The 26,080-nt window shown below is 72.5% G+C and carries 28 protein-coding genes; 14 read left to right on the top strand and 14 right to left on the bottom strand.

The window, feature by feature from the left end:
- The first annotated feature begins 17 nt into the window (after positions 1-17).
- Positions 18-1,322, top strand: coding sequence for a tryptophan synthase subunit beta (gene trpB / locus A4A78_RS06090; RefSeq protein WP_062947447.1), 1,305 nt, complete (start codon positions 18-20; stop codon positions 1,320-1,322).
- A 136-nt stretch (positions 1,323-1,458) separates the two neighbouring features.
- The gene (locus A4A78_RS06085) at positions 1,459-1,905 is read left to right on the top strand and encodes an RDD family protein (protein ID WP_062947446.1); all 447 of its coding nucleotides are present in this window, start codon (positions 1,459-1,461) and stop codon (positions 1,903-1,905) included.
- A gap of 64 nt (positions 1,906-1,969) precedes the next feature.
- Here A4A78_RS06085 and A4A78_RS06080 read toward each other — a convergent pair whose 3' ends face one another.
- Positions 1,970-3,079 (bottom strand): histidinol-phosphate transaminase, encoded by a 1,110-nt coding sequence (locus A4A78_RS06080; protein WP_062947445.1) that lies wholly within the window; start codon positions 3,077-3,079, stop codon positions 1,970-1,972.
- A 147-nt stretch (positions 3,080-3,226) separates the two neighbouring features.
- On the opposite strand from A4A78_RS06080, the gene A4A78_RS06075 reads away from it, so the two are divergent.
- The 3 genes from A4A78_RS06075 to A4A78_RS06065 are packed head-to-tail and all read left to right on the top strand — an operon-like array spanning position 3,227 to position 5,385.
- The gene (locus A4A78_RS06075; protein WP_062947444.1) at positions 3,227-4,597 is read left to right on the top strand and encodes a C2 family cysteine protease; all 1,371 of its coding nucleotides are present in this window, start codon (positions 3,227-3,229) and stop codon (positions 4,595-4,597) included.
- Positions 4,590-4,898 carry a hypothetical protein gene (locus A4A78_RS06070; protein WP_062947443.1) on the top strand — a complete coding sequence of 103 codons (309 nt, stop codon included), beginning with the start codon at positions 4,590-4,592 and terminating at the stop codon, positions 4,896-4,898. Before A4A78_RS06075 ends, A4A78_RS06070 begins: the two co-directional genes overlap by 8 nt.
- Positions 4,891-5,385 (top strand): hypothetical protein, encoded by a 495-nt coding sequence (locus A4A78_RS06065; RefSeq protein ID WP_156488564.1) that lies wholly within the window; start codon positions 4,891-4,893, stop codon positions 5,383-5,385. The genes A4A78_RS06070 and A4A78_RS06065 overlap by 8 nt, the downstream gene beginning before the upstream one ends.
- A gap of 24 nt (positions 5,386-5,409) precedes the next feature.
- Here A4A78_RS06065 and A4A78_RS06060 read toward each other — a convergent pair whose 3' ends face one another.
- Positions 5,410-6,249 carry an alpha/beta fold hydrolase gene (locus tag A4A78_RS06060; protein WP_197466632.1) on the bottom strand — a complete coding sequence of 280 codons (840 nt, stop codon included), beginning with the start codon at positions 6,247-6,249 and terminating at the stop codon, positions 5,410-5,412.
- An 84-nt stretch (positions 6,250-6,333) separates the two neighbouring features.
- Between A4A78_RS06060 and A4A78_RS06055 the strand changes: the two genes are divergently transcribed.
- The gene (locus A4A78_RS06055; protein WP_062947440.1) at positions 6,334-6,732 is read left to right on the top strand and encodes a phage holin family protein; all 399 of its coding nucleotides are present in this window, start codon (positions 6,334-6,336) and stop codon (positions 6,730-6,732) included.
- A gap of 131 nt (positions 6,733-6,863) precedes the next feature.
- On the top strand, positions 6,864-8,279 hold the full coding sequence (purB, locus tag A4A78_RS06050; protein ID WP_156488563.1) for an adenylosuccinate lyase: 1,416 nt from the start codon (positions 6,864-6,866) through the stop codon (positions 8,277-8,279).
- Positions 8,280-8,385: 106 nt separating this feature from the next.
- Here purB and A4A78_RS06045 read toward each other — a convergent pair whose 3' ends face one another.
- Entirely contained in the window at positions 8,386-9,111 is a 726-nt protein-coding gene (locus A4A78_RS06045) for an SDR family oxidoreductase (protein WP_062947438.1), read from the bottom strand.
- 36 nt (positions 9,112-9,147) lie between these two features.
- On the opposite strand from A4A78_RS06045, the gene A4A78_RS06040 reads away from it, so the two are divergent.
- Positions 9,148-9,915, top strand: coding sequence for a CPBP family intramembrane glutamic endopeptidase (locus A4A78_RS06040; protein ID WP_062947437.1), 768 nt, complete (start codon positions 9,148-9,150; stop codon positions 9,913-9,915).
- 10 nt (positions 9,916-9,925) lie between these two features.
- On the opposite strand, the gene A4A78_RS06035 is transcribed toward A4A78_RS06040, so the two are convergent.
- From A4A78_RS06035 to mshD, 10 genes are all read right to left on the bottom strand, one after another.
- Positions 9,926-10,252, bottom strand: coding sequence for a rhodanese-like domain-containing protein (locus A4A78_RS06035; RefSeq protein WP_010549566.1), 327 nt, complete (start codon positions 10,250-10,252; stop codon positions 9,926-9,928).
- Between the two features lie 65 nt (positions 10,253-10,317).
- Positions 10,318-11,679, bottom strand: coding sequence for an FtsX-like permease family protein (locus A4A78_RS06030; RefSeq protein WP_062947436.1), 1,362 nt, complete (start codon positions 11,677-11,679; stop codon positions 10,318-10,320).
- On the bottom strand, positions 11,676-12,452 hold the full coding sequence (locus tag A4A78_RS06025) for an ABC transporter ATP-binding protein (protein WP_062947435.1): 777 nt from the start codon (positions 12,450-12,452) through the stop codon (positions 11,676-11,678). The genes A4A78_RS06030 and A4A78_RS06025 overlap by 4 nt, the downstream gene beginning before the upstream one ends.
- Positions 12,453-12,684: 232 nt before the next feature.
- Positions 12,685-13,470 carry a phosphate ABC transporter ATP-binding protein PstB gene (gene pstB, locus A4A78_RS06020; RefSeq protein ID WP_010549563.1) on the bottom strand — a complete coding sequence of 262 codons (786 nt, stop codon included), beginning with the start codon at positions 13,468-13,470 and terminating at the stop codon, positions 12,685-12,687.
- A 29-nt stretch (positions 13,471-13,499) separates the two neighbouring features.
- On the bottom strand, positions 13,500-14,666 hold the full coding sequence (pstA, locus tag A4A78_RS06015; RefSeq protein WP_062947434.1) for a phosphate ABC transporter permease PstA: 1,167 nt from the start codon (positions 14,664-14,666) through the stop codon (positions 13,500-13,502).
- A 10-nt stretch (positions 14,667-14,676) separates the two neighbouring features.
- On the bottom strand, positions 14,677-15,639 hold the full coding sequence (gene pstC / locus A4A78_RS06010) for a phosphate ABC transporter permease subunit PstC (RefSeq protein WP_062947433.1): 963 nt from the start codon (positions 15,637-15,639) through the stop codon (positions 14,677-14,679).
- Between the two features lie 118 nt (positions 15,640-15,757).
- The gene (pstS, locus tag A4A78_RS06005) at positions 15,758-16,897 is read right to left on the bottom strand and encodes a phosphate ABC transporter substrate-binding protein PstS (protein ID WP_062947432.1); all 1,140 of its coding nucleotides are present in this window, start codon (positions 16,895-16,897) and stop codon (positions 15,758-15,760) included.
- A 220-nt stretch (positions 16,898-17,117) separates the two neighbouring features.
- Positions 17,118-17,717, bottom strand: coding sequence for a DUF4190 domain-containing protein (locus A4A78_RS06000; RefSeq protein ID WP_062947431.1), 600 nt, complete (start codon positions 17,715-17,717; stop codon positions 17,118-17,120).
- 22 nt (positions 17,718-17,739) lie between these two features.
- Positions 17,740-18,690, bottom strand: coding sequence for an NUDIX hydrolase (locus tag A4A78_RS05995; RefSeq protein WP_062947430.1), 951 nt, complete (start codon positions 18,688-18,690; stop codon positions 17,740-17,742).
- Positions 18,687-19,574 carry a mycothiol synthase gene (gene mshD, locus A4A78_RS05990; RefSeq protein ID WP_062947429.1) on the bottom strand — a complete coding sequence of 296 codons (888 nt, stop codon included), beginning with the start codon at positions 19,572-19,574 and terminating at the stop codon, positions 18,687-18,689. Before mshD ends, A4A78_RS05995 begins: the two co-directional genes overlap by 4 nt.
- A 148-nt stretch (positions 19,575-19,722) precedes the next feature.
- Between mshD and A4A78_RS05985 the strand changes: the two genes are divergently transcribed.
- The 6 genes from A4A78_RS05985 to A4A78_RS05960 all read left to right on the top strand — a co-directional run bounded on the left by A4A78_RS05985 (position 19,723) and on the right by A4A78_RS05960 (position 24,633).
- Positions 19,723-20,472 (top strand): hypothetical protein, encoded by a 750-nt coding sequence (locus tag A4A78_RS05985; protein ID WP_062947428.1) that lies wholly within the window; start codon positions 19,723-19,725, stop codon positions 20,470-20,472.
- Between the two features lie 137 nt (positions 20,473-20,609).
- Complete coding sequence (locus A4A78_RS05980) at positions 20,610-21,251, top strand: heme-binding beta-barrel domain-containing protein (RefSeq protein ID WP_062947427.1); 642 nt, start codon at positions 20,610-20,612, stop codon at positions 21,249-21,251.
- On the top strand, positions 21,244-22,377 hold the full coding sequence (locus A4A78_RS05975; RefSeq protein ID WP_062947426.1) for a folate-binding protein YgfZ: 1,134 nt from the start codon (positions 21,244-21,246) through the stop codon (positions 22,375-22,377). Before A4A78_RS05980 ends, A4A78_RS05975 begins: the two co-directional genes overlap by 8 nt.
- A 91-nt stretch (positions 22,378-22,468) precedes the next feature.
- Positions 22,469-22,903 carry a hypothetical protein gene (locus A4A78_RS05970; RefSeq protein ID WP_062947425.1) on the top strand — a complete coding sequence of 145 codons (435 nt, stop codon included), beginning with the start codon at positions 22,469-22,471 and terminating at the stop codon, positions 22,901-22,903.
- On the top strand, positions 22,900-24,198 hold the full coding sequence (locus tag A4A78_RS05965; protein WP_062947424.1) for an aromatic acid exporter family protein: 1,299 nt from the start codon (positions 22,900-22,902) through the stop codon (positions 24,196-24,198). The genes A4A78_RS05970 and A4A78_RS05965 overlap by 4 nt, the downstream gene beginning before the upstream one ends.
- Before the next feature lie 117 nt (positions 24,199-24,315).
- Entirely contained in the window at positions 24,316-24,633 is a 318-nt protein-coding gene (locus A4A78_RS05960; protein ID WP_062947423.1) for a DUF2516 family protein, read from the top strand.
- Between the two features lie 316 nt (positions 24,634-24,949).
- Here A4A78_RS05960 and fbaA read toward each other — a convergent pair whose 3' ends face one another.
- Positions 24,950-25,978: a class II fructose-bisphosphate aldolase gene (gene fbaA / locus A4A78_RS05955; RefSeq protein WP_010549550.1), complete on the bottom strand. Its 1,029-nt coding sequence runs from the start codon at positions 25,976-25,978 to the stop codon at positions 24,950-24,952.
- Between the last annotated feature and the right edge of the window lie 102 nt (positions 25,979-26,080).

Below are 26,080 nucleotides of genomic sequence, written 5' to 3'. Positions count from 1 at the left end.
GATCACGGGAGGTTCCCATGACCAGCACCACCGCACCCGCCGTCCCCGCCGTCGACGGCGCTCCCGCCCCGCGCACCCTCGCCGAGGCCGCGGCGCTCACCCGCTCCCCCGCCTTCGCCGGGAACACCGGCGGTCGCTTCGGCGACCACGGCGGCGCGATCCTGCCGCCGCCGCTCGTGGAGCCGATGGCGGAGGTCGCCGCCGCCTACGAGGAGGCCCGGCACGACGAGGAGTTCTTCGCGGAGTACTCGCGCCTGCTGCGCGAGGTCGTCGGCCGCCCCTCCCCGATCACGAGCGCCGACCGGCTCTCCGACCAGCTCGGCGGGGCCCGGATCCTGCTCAAGCGCGAGGACCTCAACCACACCGGCGCCCACAAGATCAACCACACGATCGGCGAGGCGCTGCTGGCGAAGCGGATGGGCAAGCGCACCCTGATCGCCGAGACCGGTGCCGGCCAGCACGGGGTCGCGCTCGCGACCGCCGCGGCGCTCGTCGGCCTGGAGTGCGAGATCCACATGGGCGCGGTCGACGTCGCCAAGCAGCGCCCGAACGTGGTGCGCATGCGCCTGCTGGGCGCGAAGGTTGTCGCGGTGGAGACGGGCCAGGCCACCCTGAAGGAGGCGGTCGACTCCGCCTTCGACGTCTACGCCGCGGATCCCGAGCGGTACCTCTTCGCGATCGGGTCTGTGGTGGGCCCGGCGCCCTTCCCGGACATGGTGCGCGACTTCCAGTCCGTCGTGGGCCGCGAGTCCCGTGCCCAGCACCTCGCCGCGCACGGCCGTCTGCCGGGCGCGGTCATCGCCTGCGTGGGCGGCGGCTCGAACGCGATCGGCGCTTTCGCCGCCTATCTCGAGGACGAGGAGGTGCGGCTGATCGGCGTCGAGCCCGGCGGGCGGGGCGACGAGCCGGGCCGCCACGCCGCGACGATGACCTTCGGCCGCCCCGGCATGCTGCACGGGATGGAGACCCTCGTCCTGCAGGATGAGGACGGCGAGCCCGGCGAGGTCCACTCGATCGCCTCGGGCCTGGACTACCCCGGCGTCGGACCGCAGCACGTGCATCTGCGGGAGCTGGGCCGGGTCGAGTACGTGCGCGAGGGAGACGAGGCGGTGCTCGATGCCTTCCGCCTGCTCAGCCGCACCGAGGGGATCATCCCCGCGCTCGAGTCCGCCCATGCCCTCGCTCATGCGATCCGGATCGCGCCGACGTTGGGCCGTGACGCGCACCTGCTGGTGAACCTCTCCGGGCGCGGCGACAAGGACATCGACTACGTCGCCGAGCAGATCGGGATGACCGGGGAGGCCGACGCCTTCGTGCGGTGACGCGCTGGTCACCTCGGATGTCCCCTTGCCGCCGGGCCGCGGCGGTGCTTGGCTCGTGGCCATGCACCCCCTCGCGAGATGCCGCTGCCTGGCCCATCTCTCCGACTGCGCCGGCTATCTCGGGATCGCCGTGTAGATGGTCCCGCTCGGCGCGGTGATCGTCCGGACCACGGACCTGGCGTCCAGGCCGTGGTTCGGGCAGGTGATCAGCGTGGTCCCGCCCGTGATCGCGACCGTGGTCGCCGCCCGGGCGGAGTCCGGGCCGTCGCGGGCGACCTGGGGCAAGCGCCGCCGGGGGCTCGAGGTCGTCGGCCGGGACGGCGGGGCGCCGACGCCGCGCGAGGCGCTGGTGCGCAACGCGGCGAAGATCCTGGTGCCCTGGCAGCTCGGTCACACCGCGACGATCAGCGCGGCCTGGGGCGGCTTCGAGAAGCGCAACCCGGTCACCTACGCCTCCAACATCGCGGTGTACGGGCTGATCGGCTGGTTCGCACGGACCGGGCTGCGCGGGGACGGGCGGGGTCCGCACGACCGGCTCGCGGGCACGCACGTCGTCCCGGCCGCGGAGCCCGTCGGCGTCTGAGGCGCCGCCCGCCCGGCAGACCTGCCGGGCGCCGTGCGGCCGGTCCCGCGCGCCCGGCGGAGGCTCAGCCCGCGATCCACTCCCCCGCGACGGCGAGCAGGCGGTCGTTCGCCTCCTCCTCCGCGATAGTGGCGCGCACCCCGTCGGTGCCGTAGGCACGCAGCACGAGGCCGCGGGCGTCGGCGAACTCGGCGAACTCCCCCGAGCGCTCCCCGAGCGGGAAGTAGACGAAGTTGCCCTGGCTCGCGGGCAGCTCCCAGCCCTGCTCGCGCAGTCCGGCCATCACCCGCGACCGCTCGGAGCGGATCTGCTCCGCGCGGTGCCCCAGCTCCTCGGCCGCCTCGGGCGCGAGCGAGGCGAGCGCCGCGGCCTGCGCGGGGGCTCCGGCGCCGAAGGGCACGGTCACCTGGCCGAGCGCCCGGGCGAGCCGCGGATGGGCGACGGCATAGCCGATGCGCAGACCGGCCAGGCCCTGGAGCTTCGAGAAGGTGCGCAGCAGCACCACGTTGCCGTGACGGCGGAAGATCCCGGCGGTGCCGAGCACGGTCGCGGGGTCGTGGAACTCGCGGTAGGCCTCGTCGATCGCGACGACGACGTCCTCGGGGACACGGGCGAGGAAGTCCTCGACCTGCTCGGTGGACAGCGAGGGGCCGGTGGGATTGTTCGGGGTGCACAGCAGCACCAGGCGGGTGCGCTGGGTGATCGCCGCGGCCATCGCCTCGAGGTCGTGCTCGCCCGCCGCGGTCAGCGGCACGGGCACGGGGGTGCCGCCGTGGGAGCCGACGAGGATCGGGTACGCCTCGAAGGAGCGCCAGGCGTGGACGACCTCGTCCCCCTCGCCGACCACCGCGCGCACGAGGTCGCCGGCGACCGCGACGGCGCCGGTGGACAGGGCGATCTGCGCCGGGTCCACGCCGTGCTTCTGCCCGAGCGCGGCGCGCAGCTGCTGCGCGGAGGCGTCGGGGTAGCGGTTCGAGGACTCCATCGCGGCGACCGCGGCATCGCGCACCGAGGGGATCGGCGGCAGGTGCGACTCGTTCGAGGAGACCTTGTAGCGGTGGACCCCGTCATCGGCCGCGGGCTTGCCCGCGACATAGGCGGGCAGGTTCTCGAGCGCGGGGCGAAGACGGATCGTCTCTGCGGGCTGGTCAGGTCGAGCGGCGGGGTCGGACATGCCCTCCAGGGTAGGCCGCAGGTCATCGTGGCCGGGGCGGCGTCCGGGGGCAGCGAGCTGGATGGGCACTTCTCCCCATGTGGCCCAGCTCGGTGATCGGTGCAGGATGGGCGCGGCACAGCGAGTGCCGCAGAGGGAGGACGGACGATGTTCTGGGGAGCAGACACCGCTCGGCTTGCGCAGCAGGCGGCGGCGACACAGCTCGATGCAACACGGCTGGAGACACTGCTGGGAGCGCTCGAGCGGGCGGCTCTCTCCGTGGCCTGGACAGGACCTGACGCCGAGGCGTTCAAGGTGCAGGTTCGGGCGGAGATCGCACTCGCCCTCAAGACGTCGCAGCGCATGCACGGCCTGGGCGCCGAGCTGACCGGACATGCCGATGAGCAGGACGATGCCTCCCAGGGCGACCAGGGGCAGGGTCATCTTCCCGTCGGCGCCCGGCTGGACCCTGCCGTGAAGGACGACCTGGACTCTCTGCTGGCCGAGGCGCTGCAGGACGGCAGGTTCGAGGACTGGCGAGGCAATTCTCGGGACCTCGATGCCTTGACCGAACGCCTCGCGGAGCTGTCTCCTGAGGAACGCGCCGAGTGGATCGCGGGCCTCGATGACGAGGAGCTCGAGGCGCTGCGGGATGCCATGACCGCCGACGGCGACGGGGTGCTCGGCATCGGGGGCAACTCGGACGGGTCCCGACGCGCCCTGCTCGACCAGCTCCTCCGCGACGCAGACCCCTCGGACGTCGAGCGGATCTCCGACCTCTTCCCCGAGCTCCATCCCGACGGGCGCGGCGGCGGCGACGCCGCGCAGGGAACCTTCGATGTGAACCCGGACGGGACTGTCACTCCTCCCGGCGAGGTGGTGCCGGAGGACGCCTCGTGGCGCGACGTGAGCCAGGGGGCTTATGGGGACTGCGTCTCCATGGCGACGATGGCGATGATGATGGAGCAGGACCCGGGCTGGGCGGCGGATCACGTGCAGGACAACGGGAACGGCACCGTCACCGTGACCCTCTACGACGAGAACGGGGACCCTGAGCCGATCACGATGCCGAAGGAGCTCCCGGCCGAGGACGGCCAGGTCGTCGGCGCGGGCAGAGGTCCTCTCGCCGCCGACCCGTCGGCGGCGACCTGGCCGAGCTACGTGGAACGCGCACTCGCGATCCAGATGGGAGGCGAGTACTCCGGCATCGAGGGGCACGGCAGTCCGGAGGTGGGCCCCCGCCTGACAGGGCTCCAGGTCGAGACCATTCCGCCGACGGATCCCGATGCCGCCTTCGATGCGGCCCGAGCGGGCGAGCCGATGATCGTCGGCACGTCGGTGGAGCTCGCGGAGGGTGACACCGGGCCGGGCGACTGGCGCAGTCAGCACGGGTACTGGGTTGACGGGGTGAGCACCAACGACTCTGGAGAAGAGGTGATCGTGCTGCGCAATCCGCACGGCCCAGACACCCCCACTGTCGAGCTGACCCGTGAAGAGTACGAGAAGTACACCTCGAGCGCGGAGGTCCACCATGACTGACTCCCCGAACGGCACGGTCCATCGAGTGCGTCACTCGATTCCCGGCGCATTCCCCCCACTCCCGGAGAGAGGCGGCGAGCACCTCGACATCTCCCTCGGCTACGTCGCCCCGGGCGGCTCCGGACTCCGCGCTCGCATCTACACCGGTACCGCGGGGGTCGAGAACTCCGTGACCGTCACACACGAGGATCTGTGCGCCGGAGACCTGTTCACCTGTCGTGCCTGGCGCTTCGAGGTCCTGCGCCTGAGCCTCGAGGACGGCGCCGAACTGCGCCTGCTGCCCGAGAGCCGCCATGACTGAACGCTCGATGGTCCGAGAAACGACGGAGAAGGAACCGAGGAACGGCAGTGCACGGCGCGGCGCGCTGCTGCTCCTCACCCTGGGGCTGCTCGCAGGCTGCGGCCCGCTCGGCCCGAACGCTCCCGCGGAGCCGTCCGACGAGGGGCCGGCTGCTCCGGCGACCCCGACGGGAATCGGTGGTCAGGGAGAGGACGACGAGGCCTACGGCGCCGCCTGCACCGGTGAGGGCGCCTATTCGGTCGACTCCTCTGTCGAGCAGGTTCTCGACGACATCCCCACGCCGGACGGCGCAAAGCTCGCCGTCTCCCTCGGCTACACCGCCGAGGACGGCCCCCGCGCGCGACTCTCCTTCTCGACCTTCGGGGAACCGGGAGCTCACGGGAACTTCGACGGCGAGGTCGGCACCAGCAGCAACTACGACGCCTGGACGATCACCATCCGGTCCATCTGCGACGGCGAGGTCGGGTTCGACGTCGACGAAGTGTGATCCGGGCCGGATCAGATCCGCCCTTCACGCCTCGAGCAGGCGAGCGATCTCACCGACGATCAGCTCCGGCTCGGTCGCGGCGATGACGTGTCCCGACTGCTCCGCGGCCACGAACCGCCCGCCCTCGACCTCGGCGCGGGCGCGGTGGGCGTCGGTGAGCTCGTCGCGCATCCGTCGGCCGAGTCCTTCGGACAGCCGTCCCGAGACCACGCTCACGGCGGTGCCGAGCGGGGCCGGCGGGTCCAGGCGCAGCCCGAGCAGCCCGGCGGTGACATGCCGCGACTCCGCGCGCACCGCCTGCGCAGCGGCGGGGGTCGAGACGGAGGCGGCGGCGACGCCCCGCCACGGGGCGGACAGCGACCTCGCGGCGGACCGCTGCAGTGGGCCGAGCAGCCCCAGCCGGGAGAGCAGCGGCATCACCGCGCCCTGCGCATCGATCATGATCCGGGCGATCCGCGTGAAGTAGAGATCCGCGAGCTCCTCGCCCGGATCCACGAGCACGACCCCGGCCGCGGGCCGGCCCACGTCCCGCAGCCGCGCGGTGGCGCCGCGCACGATCGGTCCGCCCCAGCTGTGCCCGACGAGGATCAGACGCTCGTGCTCGACCGCGTCGACCACGGCGAGCAGGTCCGTGACCAGGGCGCCCAGGTCGCGAGCACCGGGCGCCGGAGTGCTCTCGCCGTATCCCGCCCGGTCGTAGGCGAGGCCGTGCACCCCCTCGGGCAGGGCATCGAGCACAGGGCCCCAGCTCGCCCCTCCCGCGCCGAGCCCCGCCTCGAAGATCACCAGCGTGCCGCCCGTCCCGCGGGAGTGGGTACGGAGGGCGCGGCCCTCGGGCGTGCGCACGTCGGAGTCCTGTCGCATGCGGACAGCGTGGCAGTGCTTTTCGGGGAGGACCAGGGGGTTCTCCCCCATGCGCCGCCGAGGCGGGGCGAGGACAATGGCCCCATGCGATTCCTCGGACACCTCATCGTCACCGGCCTCGCGCTGTGGGTCACGGCCCTGATCCTGCCCGGCATGCATCTGGGCGACGACTCGGCGACACTGCTCGGCCAGGTCCTCACGATCGGCGCGATCGCGCTCATCCTCGCGCTGATCAACACCATCGTGAAGCCCCTGCTGTCGTTCCTGGCCTTCCCCATCACCTGTCTGACGCTGGGGCTGTTCCAGCTGGTGATCAACACGCTGATGCTGCTGCTGGCCGGCTGGGTGTCGGGACTGGTGGGCCTGACCCTCGAGTTCGACACCTTCTGGTGGGCGCTGCTGGCCGGCGTGATCATCGGGATCCTCTCGGGGATCGTCGAGGCCGTCACCGGGCTCGGCGAGGGAGACCGCGAGCGGGCATGACCCCGGAACGCACCCGACGCGCCGACGGCCGCCCGGTGCGCCCGCCGTCCGTCGGCCCCGAGCCGGGTGCCCCGCGCCCGCCCGTCGGCCCCGGCGGCGCGGGCGCGCGCGATTCTGGGAGAATGACCGCCATGGCTCACTCCTTCGCGGACATCACTCCCCCGATCGCCCTCACCCCGCTCGACGGCCGCTACCGCGGCCAGGTCGCGCCGCTGGTCGACCACCTCTCCGAGGCGGCGCTGAACCGCTCCCGCCTGGTGGTGGAGACCGAGTGGATGATCCACCTGCTGGACGGCGAGGTGATCCCCGGTCTGCGCACCCTGACCGACGAGGAGCGCGAGCTGCTGCGCGCGATCCCGGAGGACTTCGGCGCCGACGGCATCGCCGAGCACGCCGAGATCGAGCGGGAGACCGTCCACGACGTCAAGGCGATCGAGTACTACATCAAGCGCCGCCTGGCCGGCACCTCCCTCGAGCCGCTCGCCGAGGTCGTGCACATCTACTGCACCAGTGAGGACGTCAACAACCTCGCCTACGCGCTGATGATCCGCGGGGCCGTGCACGAGGTGTGGCTGCCCGCCTTCGAGGCGCTGATCGGCGACCTCGAGGCCCTCGCCCGGGAGACCGCCGCGGTGCCGATGCTCTCGCGCACCCACGGCCAGGCCGCGACGCCCACCACCCTCGGCAAGGAGATCGCGGTCTTCGCGCACCGCCTGGGACGGCAGGCCCGCCGCATCCCCGCGAACCAGACGCTCGGCAAGATCAACGGCGCGACCGGCACCTACGCCGCGCATGCCGTGTCCGTGCCGGGCGCTGACTGGGAGCGCGTCGCCCGCACCTTCGTGGAGCACCTGGGCCTGACCTGGAACCCCCTGACCACGCAGATCGAGTCCCACGACTGGCAGGCCGAGATCTACGCCGACATCGCCCGCGCCGGCCGGATCCTGCACAACCTCGCCACCGACGTGTGGACCTACATCTCGCTGGGCTACTTCCGCCAGCGTCTGTCCGCGCAGGGCGGCACCGGCTCCTCGACCATGCCCCACAAGGTCAACCCCATCCGCTTCGAGAACGCGGAGGCGAACCTCGAGGTCTCCGGCGCGCTGCTGGACGTGCTCTCCCAGACCCTGGTCACCTCGCGCCTGCAGCGCGACCTCACCGACTCGACCACGCAGCGCAACGTCGGCCCGGCGCTGGGCCACTCGCTGCTCGCGATCGCGAACATCCGCAAGGGCCTGGCGGGCCTGGACGTCGACGCCGACGCGATGGCCGCGGACCTCGAGGGCAACTGGGAGGTGCTCGGCGAGGCGGTGCAGTCCGTGATGCGCACCCTGGGCGTGCAGGGCCACGAGGGACTGGACAACCCCTACGAGCGGCTGAAGGACCTCACCCGCGGCCACCGCGTCGACGGGGAGGGGATGCGCGAGTTCATCTCCTCGCTCGGCCTTCCCGAGGCGGAGCAGGAGCGGCTGCTGGCCCTGACCCCGCAGACCTACGTGGGCCTCGCCGCCGAGCTCGTCGGCCACCTGGACGACCAGCGCGGCTGACGCGCCCCGCACGGCCGACGACCCCTCCTGCTCGGGCGAGCAGGAGGGGTCGTCCTGACTCCGGCGGACGGGGCCCGGGTCGGGCCGGCCCGTCGGCCGCGCCGGGTCAGCCGATCGCGCGGGGGCGCAGGTCCAGGCTCGTCACCACTGCGTCCTCCGGGGCGCGCAGCACGAAGCCGATCGCCGCGGCGACCGTGGCCGGACGAAGGTACTGCTCGGCCTCGTAGGCGCCCTGCTCGGCGGCGCGCAGCTCGTGCTGCATCTCGGTGTCGACCCGGCCGGGGTGGACCGAGCTGACCCGCACGCCCGCGGCGAGCTCCTCCTGGCGCAGCGCGTCGGCCCAGGCGCGCAGCGCGAACTTCGAGGCGGAGTAGGCGCCGCGGTCCCCCTTCGCGGCGTAGCCGGAGCCCGAGTTCACGGCGACGACGGTGCCGCGAGCCGCGCGCAGCGCGGGCAGCAGGCGCCGGGTCAGCTCCGAGACGGCAGTGACGTTGACCGCGAAGTTCCGCTCCCAGTCCGCGGGCGTCAGCTCCCCGACGGAGCCGTTGACCAGGATCCCGGCGGAGTGGACGAGGCCTGCGAGTCCTTCCTCGAGGGCGAGGCCGGTCAGCGCCCGGTCGAGATCGGCGGGGTCGGTGAGCTCGGCGACGAAGGGCTCGGCCGACGGGAGCTCGGCGGCGAGCGCGGCGAGCGCCTGCTCGTCCCGCCCGCCCAGCAGCAGGTGGTGGTCGGCGGCCAGCTCGTGCGCGACGGCGCGGCCGATCCCCCGGTTCGCGCCCGTGACCAGGACGACGGGGCGGGAGGTGCTTGCAGCGGGAAGCGAGGCAGTCATGGGATCGAGTCTGGCACGGAGCCGGGGTGAGAGCATGTGCGCGTGGAGACGTGGAGACCGAGCCCGGCCTGGCTGCGCGCCGAGGTGCTGATCGTGCTGGCGCTCTCGCTGGGGCGCAGCGCCGTGTACTCGCTGATCGCGCTGGCCCAGGCCCTCGCCGCCGGCCCCCTCTCCGGCCAGTCGACCTCGCTGAACTCCTCGCTGCGGGAGGATGCGTGGCTGGACCTGCTGTACCAGCTGCTCTCGATCGCCTTCGCCCTGGTGCCGGTCGTGCTGGTGGTGCTGCTGCTGGCCGCGACCGCGGGCTCGCTGCGCCAGGCGCTCGGCGACCTCGGGCTGGACCTCGCCAGGCCGCTGCGGGACCTGGGCCACGGGCTGCTGCTCACCGCCGCGATCGGGGTGCCGGGGCTGGCCGTCTACTACCTGGGCCGGGCTCTGGGCGCGACCGTGGAGGTGATCCCGGCGGCGCTCGCGACCCACTGGTGGACCACTCCGGTGCTGATCCTCCACGCGCTGAAGAACGCGCTGCTCGAGGAGGTGATCGTGGTCGGCTACCTCTACCAGCGCCTCGAACGGCTCGGCTGGTCGCCGGGTCGTATCCTGCTCGCCTCGGCCCTGCTGCGCGGCGCATACCACACCTATCAGGGGGTGGGTCCGGGGCTCGCGAACCTGGTGATGGGGCTGGTGTTCGGCGAGTGGTACCGACGCACCCGTCGGACGATGCCGCTGGTCGTGGCGCACACCCTCCTCGACGTGGCCGCGTTCGTGGGCTACGCGCTGCTGAAGGACGTGCTGCCGCTCTGAGGGAGGCGCCTCAGAGGATGAAGGCCTCGCCCTCGCCGTCGGACTCGATCGGCAGCCCGGACTCGAACCACTGGTCCATGCCGCCGCCGACGTTGATCGCGTCGAACCCGTTGGCGTTCAGCCACTGCGCGACCTGGAAGGAGCGTCCGCCGCTGCGGCAGACGATGTACAGGTCCTCGTCCGTCTCCGGGAGCTGCTCGAGGTTCTGCAGGAGCGTGCTCGCCGGGAGGTGCTGGGCGGTGGGGGCGTGCCCGGCATCCCATTCGGCCTGCTCGCGCACGTCGATGAGATGCGCACCCTCGGGCACGTCCTGCGGGGCGACGGTCTGCATGTCCATCGCCCCAGCCTAACGGCCGTGCCCCGCCCCGCGGGAAGGCGGGGCGGGGCACGCGGAGGTGCCGCTCATGCGGTGCGCATCGCGTACCGGCGCACGAGCGGGGAGGCGACGAGCACGGCGAGGATCACCAGGGCGTAGGCCCCGGCGACGCTGACCAGGTAGCGCACCGCCGCGCTCGGATCGGCGGCGCCGGACCCCAGCACCGACAGCACGACGAGCAGGGCGGTGAAGGTCGCCAGCACCGAGCTCAGCAGCACCGGCAGCGTGATCTCCGCGATGCGGGCCCGGTGCAGCTGGCCCACCTCGGCGCCGGCGATGTGCTGGGCGCGCAGCACCGGGGCCTGGTCGATCACCCGCGCGGTCTGCGTGACGCCGGTGCTGACCGCGGCGAGGACTGCCGCGATGCCGAGGGTGAGCAGCCCGCCGGTGGACATGGCGGTGGCCATCATCCGGTCCTCGACCGCACGGGCGCCGCCGTCCGGGGTGAGCGTCGCGATGGTGGTGAGGAAGCCCGCGATGACCAGGGCGAAGGTGATCCCGGAGACGGCCCTCCAGCCGGCCTTCGGGTCCGCGGCGAGGCGCCTCGCGCCGACCATCATCGCGGGGGTCGGGGCCATGCGCGCCGCGAGCAGCGCGGCGCCCCAGACGAGGAACGGGCCGACCACGTTCACGCCGGCGACGACCGCGCCGATGAACACGATCATGATCCCGAGGAACAGCATGCCGTCGGCGACCCCGCCGAAGATCATGCCGCCCACCTGCATGAACACGAGGAAGCCGAGGATCAGCACCGCCCAGATCACCAGACGGACCACGGACATCCGCACGGTGCGGGAGTCGCGGGCGACGCCGAGGGGGCTGAGCACCACCCCGGTGAGGGAGACGGCGGCGGAGCCCGCGGCGAGCAGGACCATGCCGATCACCAGCAGCGGATACGCCCACCACGGCATCAGCAGGTCCGCGGTGGTGAACGGGGCGATCCCGAAGTCGAGCGCGGTCAGAGGCGGGGTCACGACCAGGTGCAGCACCACGCCGAGCAGCCCGCCGAGCAGCGCCTGCGCGGCGACGTCGAGGACCGCCACGGCGCCGACCTGGCCGGCGGTGCCGCCGACGAGCCGGATCGAGGCGAGGTCCTGCTCGCGCCGGGCGAGCGAGAGCCGCGCCGCGGAGCCGCCGAGCCCCACGGCGCTCGGGATCAGCAGCACCGAGGCGACCATCGCGCAGGAGACCAGGAAGGGGATCAGCGAGGCCTCCCCCTCGAAGGCGACCTCGCCGTCGGCGGGGAGGCGGCCGACGAAGGCCGCGGCGCCGCCGAGCACGGTCCCGGTGATCGCGGTCGCCGCGGCGAAGGCGATCACGGGCAGGACGTCGGCGAGGGCGCCGCGACGGCGCAGCAGGAGCGGGGCGGAGGCGAGCAGGGCGTTCATCGGGCGTCCCCCGTGCCCTGCGTGCCCTCGGGGCGCACGTACTCGCGGGCGATCCGGCCGTCGCGCATCGCGACGGTGCGGCGGCAGGCCGCGGCGACCTTCGCGTCGTGGGTGACCATGACCAGGCTCGCGCCGGTCTCGGCGCATGCGTCGACGAGGGTCGCCAGGACCGACTGCCCGGTCTCCTGGTCCAGGGCGCCGGTGGGCTCGTCGGCGAAGACGACCGACGGGCGGCCGGCGAGGGCGCGGGCGACCGCGACGCGCTGGGCCTGGCCGCCGGAGAGCTGGGTCGGACGGCGGTGGTGCATCCCCGCGAGGCCGAGCCGGTCCAGCCAGGCGGTGGCCTCGGCGGTCGCGGCACGGCGCGAGGTGCCGCCGAGCATGCGCGGGAGGATCACGTTCTCGACCGCGGTCAGCTCGGGCAGCAGCTGGCCGTCCTGGAAGACGAAGCCGAACTCGCTGCGGCGCAGCAGGGTGCGCCGGCGGTCCCCGAGCTCGGCGAGGGCCTCGCCGTCCAGGCGCACCGTCCCGGAGGTCGGGGCGAGGATCCCGGCGAGCACGTGCAGCAGGGTGGTCTTGCCGCAGCCGGAGGGACCCATCACGGCGAGGGAGTCGGCGCGCGCGATGTCGAGGTCCACGCCGTCCAGGGCCCGGGTGGCGGTCTGGTCGCTGCCGTAGGTGCGTACGAGCCCTCGGGCGGAGAGGATCGGCGTGGGATGGGCGGGCGCCGACGGGGCGGCGGAGGGGTGGGAGGCAGGGGGTGCGAAGTTCATGTCCCCTACGATCCGTCGCGGGCCCCTGCCGGCGCGTCCCCCCGGGGAGCGGTTTCGCGGCGGCGGCGTCAGACCGTGGGATGACGTCCGGGTGCGACCGACGGTCCCGGGACGACGGAGCGCCGGGACCCGGGCACTCGGCCCAGGGTCCCGGCGCTCCTCGCCAGTACGTCGATCAGCCTCCGTCCACCTGGCTGATCTCCTACCGGCTCGTCCCTCGCCAGTACGTCGATCAGCCGAAGCGGCCGGAGATGTAGTCCTCGGTCTGCTTGTTGCTGGGGTTCGTGAAGATCGTGTCGGTGTCGTCGATCTCGATGAGGTGCCCGGGCTTGCCGGTGCCGGCGATGTTGAAGAAGCCGGTGCGGTCGGAGACACGGGACGCCTGCTGCATGTTGTGCGTGACGATGACGATCGTGTACTCCTCCTTCAGCTCGTGGATGAGGTCCTCGATCGCGAGGGTCGAGATCGGGTCGAGCGCCGAGCAGGGCTCGTCCATGAGGACGACCTCGGGCTTGACCGCGATGGTGCGGGCGATGCACAGACGCTGCTGCTGACCGCCGGACAGGCCCATGCCGGGCTTGTCGAGGCGGTCCTTGACCTCGTTCCAGAGGTTCGCGCCCTTCAGCGCGCGCTCGACCAGCTCGTCGGCCGCGGACTTCGAGATCCGACGGTTGTTGAGCTTCACGCCCGCGAGCACGTTGTCGCGGATCGACATGGTCGGGAAGGGGTTGGCCTTCTGGAACACCATGCCGACGCGGCGACGCACGTTGACCGGGTCGACCTTGGCGTCGTAGATGTCCTCGCCGTTGATCTCGACCTTGCCCTTCGCGTACGCGCCGGGGATGACCTCGTGCATGCGGTTCAGCGTGCGCAGGAAGGTCGACTTGCCGCAGCCGGAGGGGCCGATGAGGGCCGTGACCGAACGGGGCCGGATCTGCACGTCGACACCCTCGACGGCGAGGAAGTCGCCGTAGTAGATGTTCAGGTCCTCGACGTTGATGGGCTGGGGGGCTGCCATCAGATGTCCTTTCGCGTGGGTGGCCCGGCTCAGCGGCTGAGCTTCGGGGAGAAGTAGTGGCTGATCATGCGCGCGATGATGTTCAGGATCATCACGATCACGATCAGGGTGAAGGCGGCCGCCCAGGCGCGGTCGATGTTGGTGCTGACCGCACAGGCGTACACCTCCTGGTTGATCGGGTTGGTGACCGTGTCCGACATGCAGTTCGCGCTGCCGTTGCGGTACTGCTGGTTGATGAAGGTGGGCAGGGTCGCCATGCGGCCGTCGAACATGTTCCAGTTCACCGAGGTGACCATGCCGACCGTGAGCAGCAGCGGCGCGGTCTCGCCGATGACGCGGGCGATGGCGAGGGTGATGCCGGTGGTCAGGCCCGCGATCGCGGTGCGCAGCACGACCTTGACGATCGTGAGCCACTTCGGCACGCCGAGCGCGTAGGCGGCCTCGCGCAGGTCCATGGGCACCAGGCGGAGCATCTCCTCGCTGTTGCGGACCACGGTGGGGATCATCAGCAGCGAGAGCGCGACCGCGCCCATGATGCCCATGCGCACGGACTGGTCGGGCATGAAGGCGATGAACACCGCCAGGCCGAACAGGCCCGCCACGATCGAGGGGATGCCGGTCATGACGTCGACGAGGAAGGTGACGCCCTTGCCGAGGGTCCGCTTCCAGCCCTGGTTCGCGTACTCGACCAGGAAGATCGCGGTGAACAGGCCGACGGGGATCGAGATGATCGAGGCCCACAGGGTGATCAGCAGCGTGCCGATGATCGCGTGGAAGACGCCGCCGGCGTCCGCGCCGCCGATGATGCCGGACATGTCCTGGGTCCAGAACGCGAAGGTGGTCGGCTTCGCGGCGATCACGCGGGTGAGGCCGCGGGAGATCACGGACCACAGCAGCGACAGCAGCGGGAACATCGAGATCGCGAACGCGCCGATGACCAGCAGGGTCATGAGCCGGTCGGTCGCCCATCGGGGGCCCTCGCGCAGGAGCGAGTAGCCCCAGCCGAAGAGCAGGTGGAGGACGAATCCCAGCAGGATGGCGCTGGTGACCGAGAGGGCGCCGACGATCGCCAGCACGGCGATGGCGACCAGGAGACCGGCGAGGCCGGTGAAGACGAGGTGGTACCAGGGCAGGCGGCGCTCGTCACGGGGGCGGTGGACCGAGGGCTCGGTCCGCACGGTGGTGGGGGTGCTCATAGTGGACCTCTCAGCTCTTGGGGCCGCTGCGGGCGACGATCCACCGGGCGATGGCGTTGATGACGAAGGTCAGCACGAACAGCACCAGGCCGGTGAAGATGAGCAGGGACATGTCGACGCCGGAGGCCTCCGCCTGCTTCGAGGCGATGTTCGCGGCGATCGAGTTGTGGCGGCCGACCTCGAGGACGTGCAGGGAGAAGGTCGCGCCGGGCGCGAGGATCATCAGCACGGCCATGGTCTCGCCCAGCGCACGGCCGAGGCCCAGCATCGACGCGGCGACGACGCCGCCGCGTCCGAAGGGCAGCACGACGGTGCGGATGGTCTCCCAGCGGGTGGCGCCGAGCGCGAGCGCGGCCTCCTCCTGCAGGCGCGGGGTCTGCAGGAAGACCTCGCGGGAGACCGCGGTGATGATCGGCAGGACCATCACGGCCAGGACCACGGAGGCGGAGGCGAGGTTGCGCATCGGCGCCGTCGGCTCGCCGGCGAACAGCGGGATCCAGCCGAAGTAGGTGTTGAGGAAGACGTAGAGCGGCTCGAGCTTGGGGACCAGCCACACGCCGCCCCACAGGCCGTAGACGACCGAGGGGACGGCGGCGAGCAGGTCGATCATGTAGCCGAGCGCCGAGGCCAGGCGGCGCGGCGCGAAGTGCGAGATGAACAGGGCGATGCCGAGGGAGATCGGGATCGCGATCACCAGCGCGATCGCGGAGGCGAGCACGGTGCCGAACACGAGCGGCAGGGAGTACTCGATCAGCGAGAAGTCCGCGGAGCCGGAGAACTCCTGGCTCGCGACGATCGCGGGGAGGGACTCCAGGGTGAGGAAGATGGCCACCGCGGCGAGGGTGACGAAGATGAGGAGCCCGGAGCCGACGCTCAGGGCGTTGAAGAGCGCGTCGCCGAAACGGCGGCCACCGGACTTCATGGAGGTGGGCGGGGCCGATGCCGCGTCCGGTTCGATGTCAGCTGTGCTCATGGGGACCTTCCTCCGAGCTCACGGTTCGCGCGAGGCGCTGGCCGGGGTGATGACGGCGGGGACAGCGATGTCGCCGGGCCGGTGCGGCCCGGCGACACGCTGTCGTGAGGTGGCGGGATCAGCCGACGGTGATGCCGTCGATCGCGGCCTGGGCGTCGGTGCGCAGCTCCTCGGAGATCGGGGCGGAGCCGGCGGCCTCGGCAGCGGTGGCCTGGCCCTCCTCGGAGACCATGTAGGAGGCGTAGGCCTTGACGGCCTCGCCCTGCGCGGAGTCGGCGTAGGAGCCGCACAGCGCGAGGTAGGAGACGAGCACGATCGGGTAGACGCCGGCCTCCTCGGTGGTGCGGTCGAGCTCCACGACGATGTCGTTCTCCTCGCGGCCCTCCTCGCGCGGGGAGACGTCGACGGCCTTGGCGGCGGCGTCGGCGCTGTACTCGACGAACTCGTCGCCGACCTGGATCGCGGCGGTGCCGAGGCCGGAGGCCTGGGAGGCGTCGATGTAGCCGATGGTGCCGTCGCCGCCCTCGACCGTGGACTTCATGCCGGAGGTGCCGTCGCCGGACTGGCCGCCGTCGATGGGCCAGGTCTCGATCGGGCCGTGGGTCCAGGCGTCGGGCGCGTTCTCGGAGAGGTATTCGGTGAAGTTCTCGGTGGTGCCCGAGTCGTCGGAGCGGTGGACCGGCACGATGTCCTTGTCGGGCAGCTCGGCGTCGGGGTTCGACTCGGCGATCGCCGGGTCGTTCCACGTGGTGATGTCACCCGCGAAGATCCCGGCGATGGTCTCGGGGGTCAGGTTCAGGGAGTCGACGCCCTCGAGCTTGAAGACCACGGCGATCGGGGAGATGTAGACCGGCAGGTCGAAGGCCTGCGAGTCGTTGCACACCTCGGCGGACTTGGTGAGCTCCTCCTCGTCCAGGGCGGCGTCGGTGCCGGCGAACTGCACCTGGCCGGAGAGGAACTGCTCACGGCCGGTGCCGGAGCCGGTGGGGTCGTAGGTGACCGTGAGGTCGCCGCCCTCGGCCTGGGTGAGACCCATGAAGGACTCGGTCCACGCGGTCTGGGCGTTCTGCATCGAGGACGCGCCCGAGCCGGCGAGGTTGCCGGTCAGCTCCGCGTAGCCGCCGGCCGCGGCGCCGCCGCCGTCGGAGGCGCCGTCCGAGCCGCCGTTCTCCGAGCCGCCGCCGCACGCGGACAGCGCGAGGCCGCCGACGAGTCCGAGCGCTGCGAGCGAGACGAGCTTGTTCTTGCGAACGTTCACTGCGAGTCCTTTCGGGGCCTACGGCCCGGGTTCACACCTGCTGACGTCTGTCAGCGGCGAACCTAGGGAGGGCAGATGACGCGGGGCCCGTCGTTGTGTGAACACCAGGTGAACAGCCCTCCCGTCCCCATGAACTCGCAGGTCAGTGAAGGATTACGAACGCATCACACTGACGATCCGACGGTTCTGGAGTGCACTGGGACACGTCCTGGACGGCCTCTCAGGAACTCCCGCCGAGGGCCGTGCTGACGATCACCAGGGCGATGAAGAGCAGCAGGCTGACCGTGCCGATGATCGAGAGGACCAGCCCGGCGATCGTGAGCCCGCGGCCTCCCTTCGGCGAGGCCGCGGCGGGGGACGTCTCCCGCATGCCCAGGATCGACAGCACGAGACCGATGGGCGAGACGAGCATTCCGCACAGGGTGAGCCCGAGCAGGCCGACCACGAAGCCGGCGACGCCGAGCCCGGAGCTCGGCGGCGCCGGCGGCACCGCGAGGGTGTAGCCCGGGGCGGCGTAGGAGCCGCGGGACAGACCGCCGTGCAGGGAGGCGTAGGGATCATGCACCCCGGCGCCGGGCTGCGGCGCCCCGTACGGATCGGCCGTACGGTACTGGCCCGCGGTCCCGTCCGGATCCGCCGTGCCGTACGGATCCGTCGCGCCGTACGCATCGGCCGTGCCGTACGGATCCTCGGCGGCGTACGGATCCGCCGCGCCGTGGTGGTCCGCGGTGCCGTACGGATCCGCCGACGCCGACGACCCGTACGGGTCGTACCGCTCCGACGAGGCCCCGTACGGATCCTGCCCCCACTGCGTGCTCATCCGTGCTCTCTCCGGTCCGTCGTCAGCCGATGTTCGGCAGGTGTCGTTCGATCGCCACCACGACGCCCTCGGGCGTGACGTGCAGCAGCAGGGCCTCGCCGGCGGCGAGATAGGGGTCCTCGCGCGGCAGCTCGAGGGCCGCGCCGGGCCGGGAGACGCGGCGCACCGCCTCGATGACCGTGGGGAGCACGGGACGGTGCGTGCACACGACCGTCGGCCGCGCCTCGCTGAGGACTCGGTCGATGACCGCCTCGGTGCGGGAGGGGTGCTCCGCGTGGCCGGCCTCGGAGAGCTCGCCCTTGGTGCGCACCGTGAGGCCCTCGTTCTTCGCCAGCGGCTCGACGGTGCTCAGGCACCGCTCCCACGGGCTGCTCACCACGCTCCCCGGGTCGAAGGCGTCCAGCAGCGGCGGGAGGGCCTTGGCCTGCTTCTTCCCCTTCGAGTTCAGGGGGCGGGCCCCCTCCCCGCGGCGCCACTTCGACCGGGAGACCGCCGCTCCGTGGCGCTGGATCACGACGGGCGCCGTGCGCAGCTCCCCCGCCTCCGCGAAGCGTCGCAGCGACTGCAGCAGCACCTGGTCGCCCTGGCGCGCGACCATCCCCTCGGCCTCCGCCAGCGGGACCCAGCGGACCTTGTCGATCTCGGCGGCGTTCTCCGGACCGGGAGCGACCTTCGCCCGGACCGTGCCGAGCCAGTACTGGACGATCTTGGTGCGCCCGTCGGGCAGCAGGTACACGGAGGCCGGAAGCGGCCGGTGCAGGCGCACCCGGTAGCCGGTCTCCTCGGCGACCTCCCGCACCGCGGCCGCAGGGAAGGTCTCGCCCTTGTCGAGCTTGCCCTTGGGGACCGACCAGTCGTCGTAGCGGGGCCGGTGCACGAGCAGCACCTGGAGCTTCCCGCCCTTCTCGCGCCAGGCGAGGGCGCCGGCGGCGAGGACGGGAGGCGGTTTGCCCGGGCCGACGCTCACGCTCATGCCGAGGCCGCTGCGGGACGGCGCATCTGCACGTCGCGGCCCGAGACCTCGAAGCCCCAGCGCTCGTACAGGCGCAGCGCGGCGGTGTTGTCCGCCTCGACGTACAGCTCGACGCCGGGGACCCCGCCCTCGGCCAGGCGACGCAGCGCGGTCGCCAGCAGCACCGCCGCGATGCGGTGCCCCTGCACCGCCGGGTCGGTCGCCACGACGTAGATCTCGGCGTCGGCGTCCGTCGCGCCGGGCCGCTCCCGCTTGACCCAGACGAATCCGATCAGCTCCCCGTCGCGACGGGCGACGACCATGTCCTCGGCGTCGAACCAGGGCTGGGCGAGGCGCTGGTCCAGGTCCGCTCGGGTGAGCGCCCCCTGCTCGGGATGGGAGGCGAAGGCACGGGAGTTGACCCCGACCCAGGCGTCCGCGTCGCGCACCGGATCGAAGACGCCCAGGGTCAGCCCGGACAGGGAGGACTCGGGCACGGGCTCGAGCGCGGCGTCGGCCCCGAGCGCGCGGTGCAGGGTGAGCAGGCGGCGCGTCTCGACGAGCCCGGCCGCGGAGAGGAAGGCGAGGGAGCCCTCGAGCGCGCCGTGCGCCCAGACCCCGGCGTCGGGCCGTTCGGAGAGCGCGGCCTCGAGCAGGGCGGTGCCGTGGCCGCGGCGGCGCACCTCCGGGCGCACCATCCCCTGGACGGTGCCGTCGGCGAGCACGCTGGCGTAGGCGACCGCGCGGTCCCCCTCGAGGCGGAGCAGGTGCCGGCCGCCGTCGCCCTCGAGCGCGAGGCTCGCCGCCTCGTCGAGCGGGGAGACGCCGTCGTGCGCGGTCACCGCGCCGAGCAGATCGAGGATCTGGTCACGGTGCTCCTGTGACAGCTCGGCCGTGGAGATCATGGGGTCCTTCCGGGACGACGGACGGCGGTGGTGAGCGGCACGAGTATGCCTCCACCTGCGGGCACTCGTAGACTGCCACTGTAGCGCCGCGGACCTCGAGCCGTCGGCGACCCATCGAGCGACCGGCAGAGACAGCGAGGGAGGCCCCGTGACCGCTCCCGAGCGCGCACCCCTCGGCGCCGCCCTCGCGCTGCTCCTGGCGCTCGTCTCGCTCACCGGCCCCCTCTCCCCCGTGCTGATGGCGACCTCCGTCGGCCTGCTCGGGCTGCTGATCGGGATCTCCTGGCCCGGGCTGCTCGAGCTGCCCTCCGCGATCGGGACCCGCGTGGTCGTCGCCGGCACCGGGATCGGCGGCGCGCTGGTCGCGGTCCTCGTCCCCGAGCGCCTCACCCCCGTCTCCGCGATCGTGATGCTGTGCGCGGTGGGGATCTTCGCCTCCTTCGTCCACCAGATGCTCCGGCGCGACCGCCGCGACCTCACCTCCTCGCTCACGGGCACGGTCGCCGGGGTCTTCCTCGCCGGGCTCGCCGCGACCTGGGTGATCGCCCAGGTCGACGCCCAGGCCTCCGGGAGCACGGCCGTGGTCACCGCCGTCGCGACGGGCCTCGCCGCGACGCTGCTGCTGGACTGGACGCCGCTGCCCGCGCTGCCCCGCTTCGTGCTCTCGGTGGCGGTGGGGGCGGGTCTGACCTGCCTGCTCGCGGTGTCGCTGGCCTCGCTCGCCCTGCCGATCGCGGTGATGCTGGGCGTGGCGACGGCGATCGGGGCGAGCAGCGCGCATCTGCTGGTGGGCTCCTCGCTCGTCGCGCACGAGCCGGTCCCCTCGCTGGCGGTGGCGGCGGTGCCGGTCGCGACCGTGGGCGTCCTCGCGCATCTGGCGATCACGCTGTTCGGCTGACGGCGGTAGACTCGCCGCCATGTCTGCGCTGTCGCTGTTCTTCCTCGCCCTCGTCGTCCTGGTGGGCATCCTCGTCCTCGGCTTCTCCGTGCTGGTGATCAGCCGCCTGTTCAACCGCTGAGCGCCCCGCGGCACCGATGCCCATCACGCTCGACCCCTCCCTCCCACGCTCCCTGTACCCGCTCGCCTGGCTGATCGGCGAGTGGGAGGGCAGCGGTGCCCTCGCCGCCCCGTCCCCGGGCACCCCTGACGTGCGCGTCGAGCAGCGTCTCGTGTGCACCGCCCAGGAGGACGGCACCCTCGCCTGGCGCTCGACGATCCACCGGGTCGACGCGCCCGCTCCCCTGCCGCCCACGAGCGCCTTCGCCCGCGCGGAGGCCGGGGACGACGACGCCCCCGCCGCGCCGTCGACCGGCGAGCGGAGCCTGCTGCACCGCGAGGACGGCGTGTGGACCGTCGGCGATCTCCTGCCCGGGCAGGACCGCGCCGCCGCCGAGGCCGCACGCCCCGGCAGCCCCGAGGGGCAGCTGTCCCATCATCTGGAGGCGCGCTTCGAGCGCCGCGGCGAGGCCGCGGAGACCTGGCGCGGCGAGGTCCGCGGGCCGCGCCTGCAGCTCGCCCTCCCCGGCGCCGACGGCGAGGTCGCCGCGACGCGCATGGTCGGCTACATCTCCGGACGCCTCATGTGGCTCTGGGAGCAGCGCGGCCCCGCCCCCGAGGGAGCGCCCGGCGAGACGGCGCTCCTCCCCCACCTCTCCCTGGAGCTGCATCGTGTCTGATCCCGTGTCCGGTCCCGTGCGCGAGATCCGCCCCCTGTCCCTGCGCGACGCGGTCCTCGGCGAGGGCCCGGACGCGTCCGTGCCCGCCCACTACGGCGCCCCGCTGCGCGAGCAGCGCCGCCTGCTGGAGCGGGAGGCCGTCGTCGACCTCGGCCAGCTCGAGCTGCTCGAGGTCAGCGGCGCCGACGCCCGCAGCTGGATGACCACGGTCTCCACCCAGGTCCTCACCGGCACGCCCGTCGGCACCTCGTCCTCCCTCGCGGTGCTCTCCCCGCAGGGCCGCGTCGAGCATCTCGCCGCGGCCATCGTGATCGGCGACGAGTCGCTGCTGCTGGTCCTCGACGCCGGGGCGCGCGCGGGCCTGCGCCGCTACCTGGAGATGATGCGCTTCGCCGCCCGGGTCGAGATCCTCGATCGCGACGATCTGCGGGTGCTGGGCGCTCTCGCCCCGGCGGCAGAGGTGCTCGCGGACCTCGATCTGCCCGAGCCCGTCGCCGTGTGGTCCGAGCCCTGGCCCGAGGTCGCCCCCGGCGGCGTCGCCTACGGTCCTGCGCCCGAGGACCCGGCCGGCCAGGTCCTCTCGATCTTCCCCGCCGCGGCGCTCGAGGCGCTGCCCTGGCAGCAGCGGCAGCTGGCCGGGATGAGCTCCTGGGAGGCGGTGCGGATCGCGGACCATCGCGCCCGCCAGGCGCGCGAGGTCGACGAGCGCACCATCCCGCACGAGCTCGACCTGCTGCGCACCAGCGTGCACACCGCCAAGGGCTGCTATCGCGGCCAGGAGACCGTCGCGAAGGTGCTGAACCTAGGCCAGCCGCCGCGGCGCCTGGTGATGCTCCATCTCGACGGCTCCCAGGACGTCCCCGTCGCCCCCGGCGGCGAGGTGCGCCTGGGCGGGGCCGACGGGAAGGTCGTCGGCGCCGTCACCTCCGCCGCCCTCCATGCGGACCTCGGCCCGATCGCCCTCGCCGTCGTGCGTCGGGCGGTCCCGCTGGATGCGGCGCTGTCCGTGCAGGTGCTCCTCGGCGAGGCCGACGACGAGACCGGCGCGCTCTGGATCGACGCCTCCCAGGAGCCGGTCGTGGTGCCCCGCGACCACGGCGAACGTCCCGCGACCGCGAAGCTCTGAGCCGCGCCTCCACGCTCTTCGCACATCCCCTGCACCGCACCTCCTGCCCGGCTCCGCTGTGCTCGGCGCCGCGGCCTGGAAGAATGGCGTCATGGACAGCCAGGCCGAGCAGCAGGAGTGGTCCCGCCACCGACGCGAGGTGGTCGAGGCCAAGGAGCAGGCACTCCGCGCCGCCCGTGAGGACGAGCACGCACGGGCCACCGCGCTGATCCGGGAGGCGGTGGCCGGCTATCTCGCCGACGGCATCGCCCCGGTGCCGCTGCGGGCGCGGCCCTATCGCGGCAGCGGCACCGTGCGCACCGGCCTGAGCGGCTGGTACCTCAAGCGCGACCGCTCCCTCGCGGTGGACGCGGAGGGCCGCTACTACGTCCTGCGGGTCGAGGGGGGCCTCCTCGCCCGGCTGCGCGGCGAGGCGCCCGAGCCCTCGCCCGCACCGCTCGTCGTCGGCCGCGGCGCCCGCGACGGCGACACCTTCGAGCTCGAGGAGCTGCTGCGCCGTCGGCGCCAGGATCCGGTGCCCGCATGAAGCACTTCTCGCTCACGCCCACCGGGCCGCTGCCCGTCATCGAGCGCGTCCGCGGCGCCCTGTCGGGCCGGCTGCGCGGCGGCGTCTCCCGCGGCCGCGCCGACGCGCTCACGGTCGCCCGCGCGGCGCTCGCCGCCTCGCTCGCCTATCTGATCAGCCAGTTCGTGTGGGGGCACGAGTTCCCGTTCTTCTCCTCGATCGTCGCCTTCATCATCATCGGCTTCGGTATCGAGAAGAAGATGCGCAAAGTGGTCGAGCTGGGCTGCGGCGTGATGCTCGGCGTGCTCCTGGGAGAGCTGGCCCGCCAGGTGATCGGCTCCGGCGCGTGGCAGATCCTGGTGGTCGTGTTCGGCGCGGGGATGCTCGCGCGCTTCCTCGAGTCCAGCAACCTCTTCGGCTTTCAGGTCACCATCCAGTCGCTGCTGGTGATGATCATGCCGGCCACCCCCACCATGACCCCGGGAGGGCGGGTGCTGGACGCGCTCACCGGCGTGAGCGTGGCGCTCGTCATCCACCTGCTGCTCTCCGGCAATCCGCGCAGACTCCAGTCCCGTGCCGCGGACTCCTTCTACCGTGAGCTCGAGGACGCGCTGGTCAGCCTTGCCGTCTCCGCCCGCACCGGGGACCGCGGGGTGGCGCGGGCGACGCTGCGGAATCTGCGCGACGTCTCCCAGAAGTACACCGACGAGTGGAGCCTGGCCAATGACGTCGCCAACGAGATGGCGACCTTCTCCCCCACCGGGCTGCGCCATGCCGAGGAGGTCGAGCGCATCCAGCACCTGCTGGTCGGCTCCGACCGGGCGATGCGGAACCTGCGCGTGATCGCGCGCCGCCAGGCGGAGTTCCTGGAGGCCGTGCGCGGGGACGCCCATTCGACCCTGGCCGACGCGCTGCTCGCCGCCCGCGACGCCGTGCAGGAGCTGCGGGTCGCCGTCACCCATGAGGAGGTCGACTTCACCACGGCGCGTCGCCGGCTGCGGCTGTTCGGCTCCTATCTCACCCCCGAGATGCTGCTGCGCAACGACGAGGGGCTGCGGCCGGGGCGAGCCGGCCACTTCGAGGGCGTGACCCTCACGATCCAGCTGCGCTCGCTCGCGATCGACCTGCTGCAGGCCACGGGGCTCACCGCCTCGGAGGCGAAGAAGTTCCTGCCGAGCCTGGTCATCGCCGCCGACGGCGACGCGATCGGCCCGCGCCCGATGACGATGGAGATGAAGGCGGTGGAGCCGCCGGCGACGACCGAGGCGCTCGAGCTGCTGATCACGGACCGTTCGGACCCCGACCGCCGCCGCTGAGCGGGCGGCGCGGCCCGGGACGCGGGCGCCGCGGCGACCCGGGCGCGAGCAGCGCGGTCTAGGGGGCGAGGGGCGCGTCTGCGGGGAGCGTCCAGGGCGCGCCCCTATCCTGGGGCGATGATCGCCCTCATCCAGATGTGGATCTTCCTGATCCTCGCCGTGGCCCTGCTCGCCCTCGAGATCTGGGCGTTCGTCAATGCGCTGCGCTTCCGCCCCGACGCCTACACGGCCGCGGGCAAGCGCTCGAAGGTGTTCTGGTGCGTGCTGACCGGCGTCGCGATGCTGCTGGGCTTCCTCTCCCTGCCGTACCCGGTCGGCCGCGGCAGCAGCATGCTGTTCATGCTGGCCGGCGTGATCATCGCCGGGATCTTCCTGGCCGACGTGCTGCCCGCGCTGAAGCGGGTCATGGGCCGCGCCGCCGGGAACCGCTGGTGAGCGCCGGCCACCCCCGCGGCCGCACCGTCGGCCGCCCTCGGTCCGCCACCTTTTGTGAGTCCCAGGACCCATGCGCCGTCGCGCATGAGTCCTGGGACTCACAGATTCTCGCCGCCCCGCCGCGCGCGGGACAGGAGCAGCGCGGACGGGATGAGAGCAGCGCGGGAAGGGCGGGAGCGGCACGGGCGGTACAGGAGCAGCGCGGAGCGCCGCGGCGACCGGATCGCCTCCGGACAGGGAAGGACCCCGGAGCCATGGGCTCCGGGGTCCTTCTCGTGCAGGCGCCGGGTCGGCGCTCAGCGCATCAGGTCGTCGCTCAGGCCTGGTGGGTGCCGGCCGAGCGGAGGTTCTCGCAGGCCTCGACGATGCGAGCGGCCATGCCGGCCTCGGCCTTCTTGCCCCAGGCGCGGGGGTCGTAGGCCTTCTTGTTGCCGACCTCGCCGTCGACCTTCAGCACGCCCGAGTAGTTCTCGAACATGTGCGAGACGACGGGGCGGGTGAAGGCGTACTGGGTGTCGGTGTCGATGTTCATCTTGATGACGCCGTTGTCGACGGCCTCCTGGATCTCCTCCAGGGTGGAGCCGGAGCCGCCGTGCATCACCAGGTCGAAGGGCATGTCCTGGCCGTACTCGGCGCCGACCGCCTTCTGGATGTCCAGCAGGACGGAGGGGCGCAGCTTCACGTTGCCCGGCTTGTACACGCCGTGCACGTTGCCGAAGGTCAGCGCGGTGAGGTACCGGCCGCGCTCGCCCAGGCCGAGCTTCTTGGCAGTCTTCAGGCCGTCCTCGGGGGTGGAGAAGAGCTTGTCGTTGGAGACGTTCGCCTCCACGCCGTCCTCCTCGCCGCCGACGACGCCGACCTCGATCTCGAGGATCTTCTTGGCGGCGACGGACTTCTCCAGCAGCTTCTCGGCGATCTCGAGGTTCTCGTCGACCGGCACGGCGGAGCCGTCCCACATGTGCGACTGGAACAGCGGGTCCAGGCCCTTGCTCACGCGGTTCTCGAGGTCCCACTCGATGAGGGGCTCGACCCAGGTGGGGAGGACCTCCTTGGCGCAGTGGTCGGTGTGCAGCGCGACGTTGATCGGGTAGTTCTTCGCGACGGCATGGACGTACTCGGCCAGCGCGATAGAGCCCGCGACGCGGTCCTTGATGGTGGAGCCGGAGAGGTACTCGGCGCCGCCGAAGGACACCTGGATGATGCCGTCGGAGTTCGCCTCGGCGAAGCCCTGGAGGGCGGCGGTGGCGGTCTGCGAGCTGGAGACGTTCACGGCCGGGTAGGCGAACTTGCCCGCCTTGGCGCGATCGATCATCTCTGCGTACTGATCCGGGGAAACGACTGCCATGGGGGCACTCTCCTTCGTCGGTGGGGTCGATGACGACCGGCGGTGCTCCGCACGGGGTCGTCCGATCGTCCTCATTGTTCCACAGTGGGCCCGGCATCCTCC

This window comes from Brachybacterium sp. sponge (assembly GCF_001613775.1).
Lineage (GTDB): Bacteria > Actinomycetota > Actinomycetes > Actinomycetales > Dermabacteraceae > Brachybacterium > Brachybacterium conglomeratum.
Note: the sequence above shows the minus strand (reverse complement) of the source record. Positions and strands in the feature narration are given on the sequence as shown.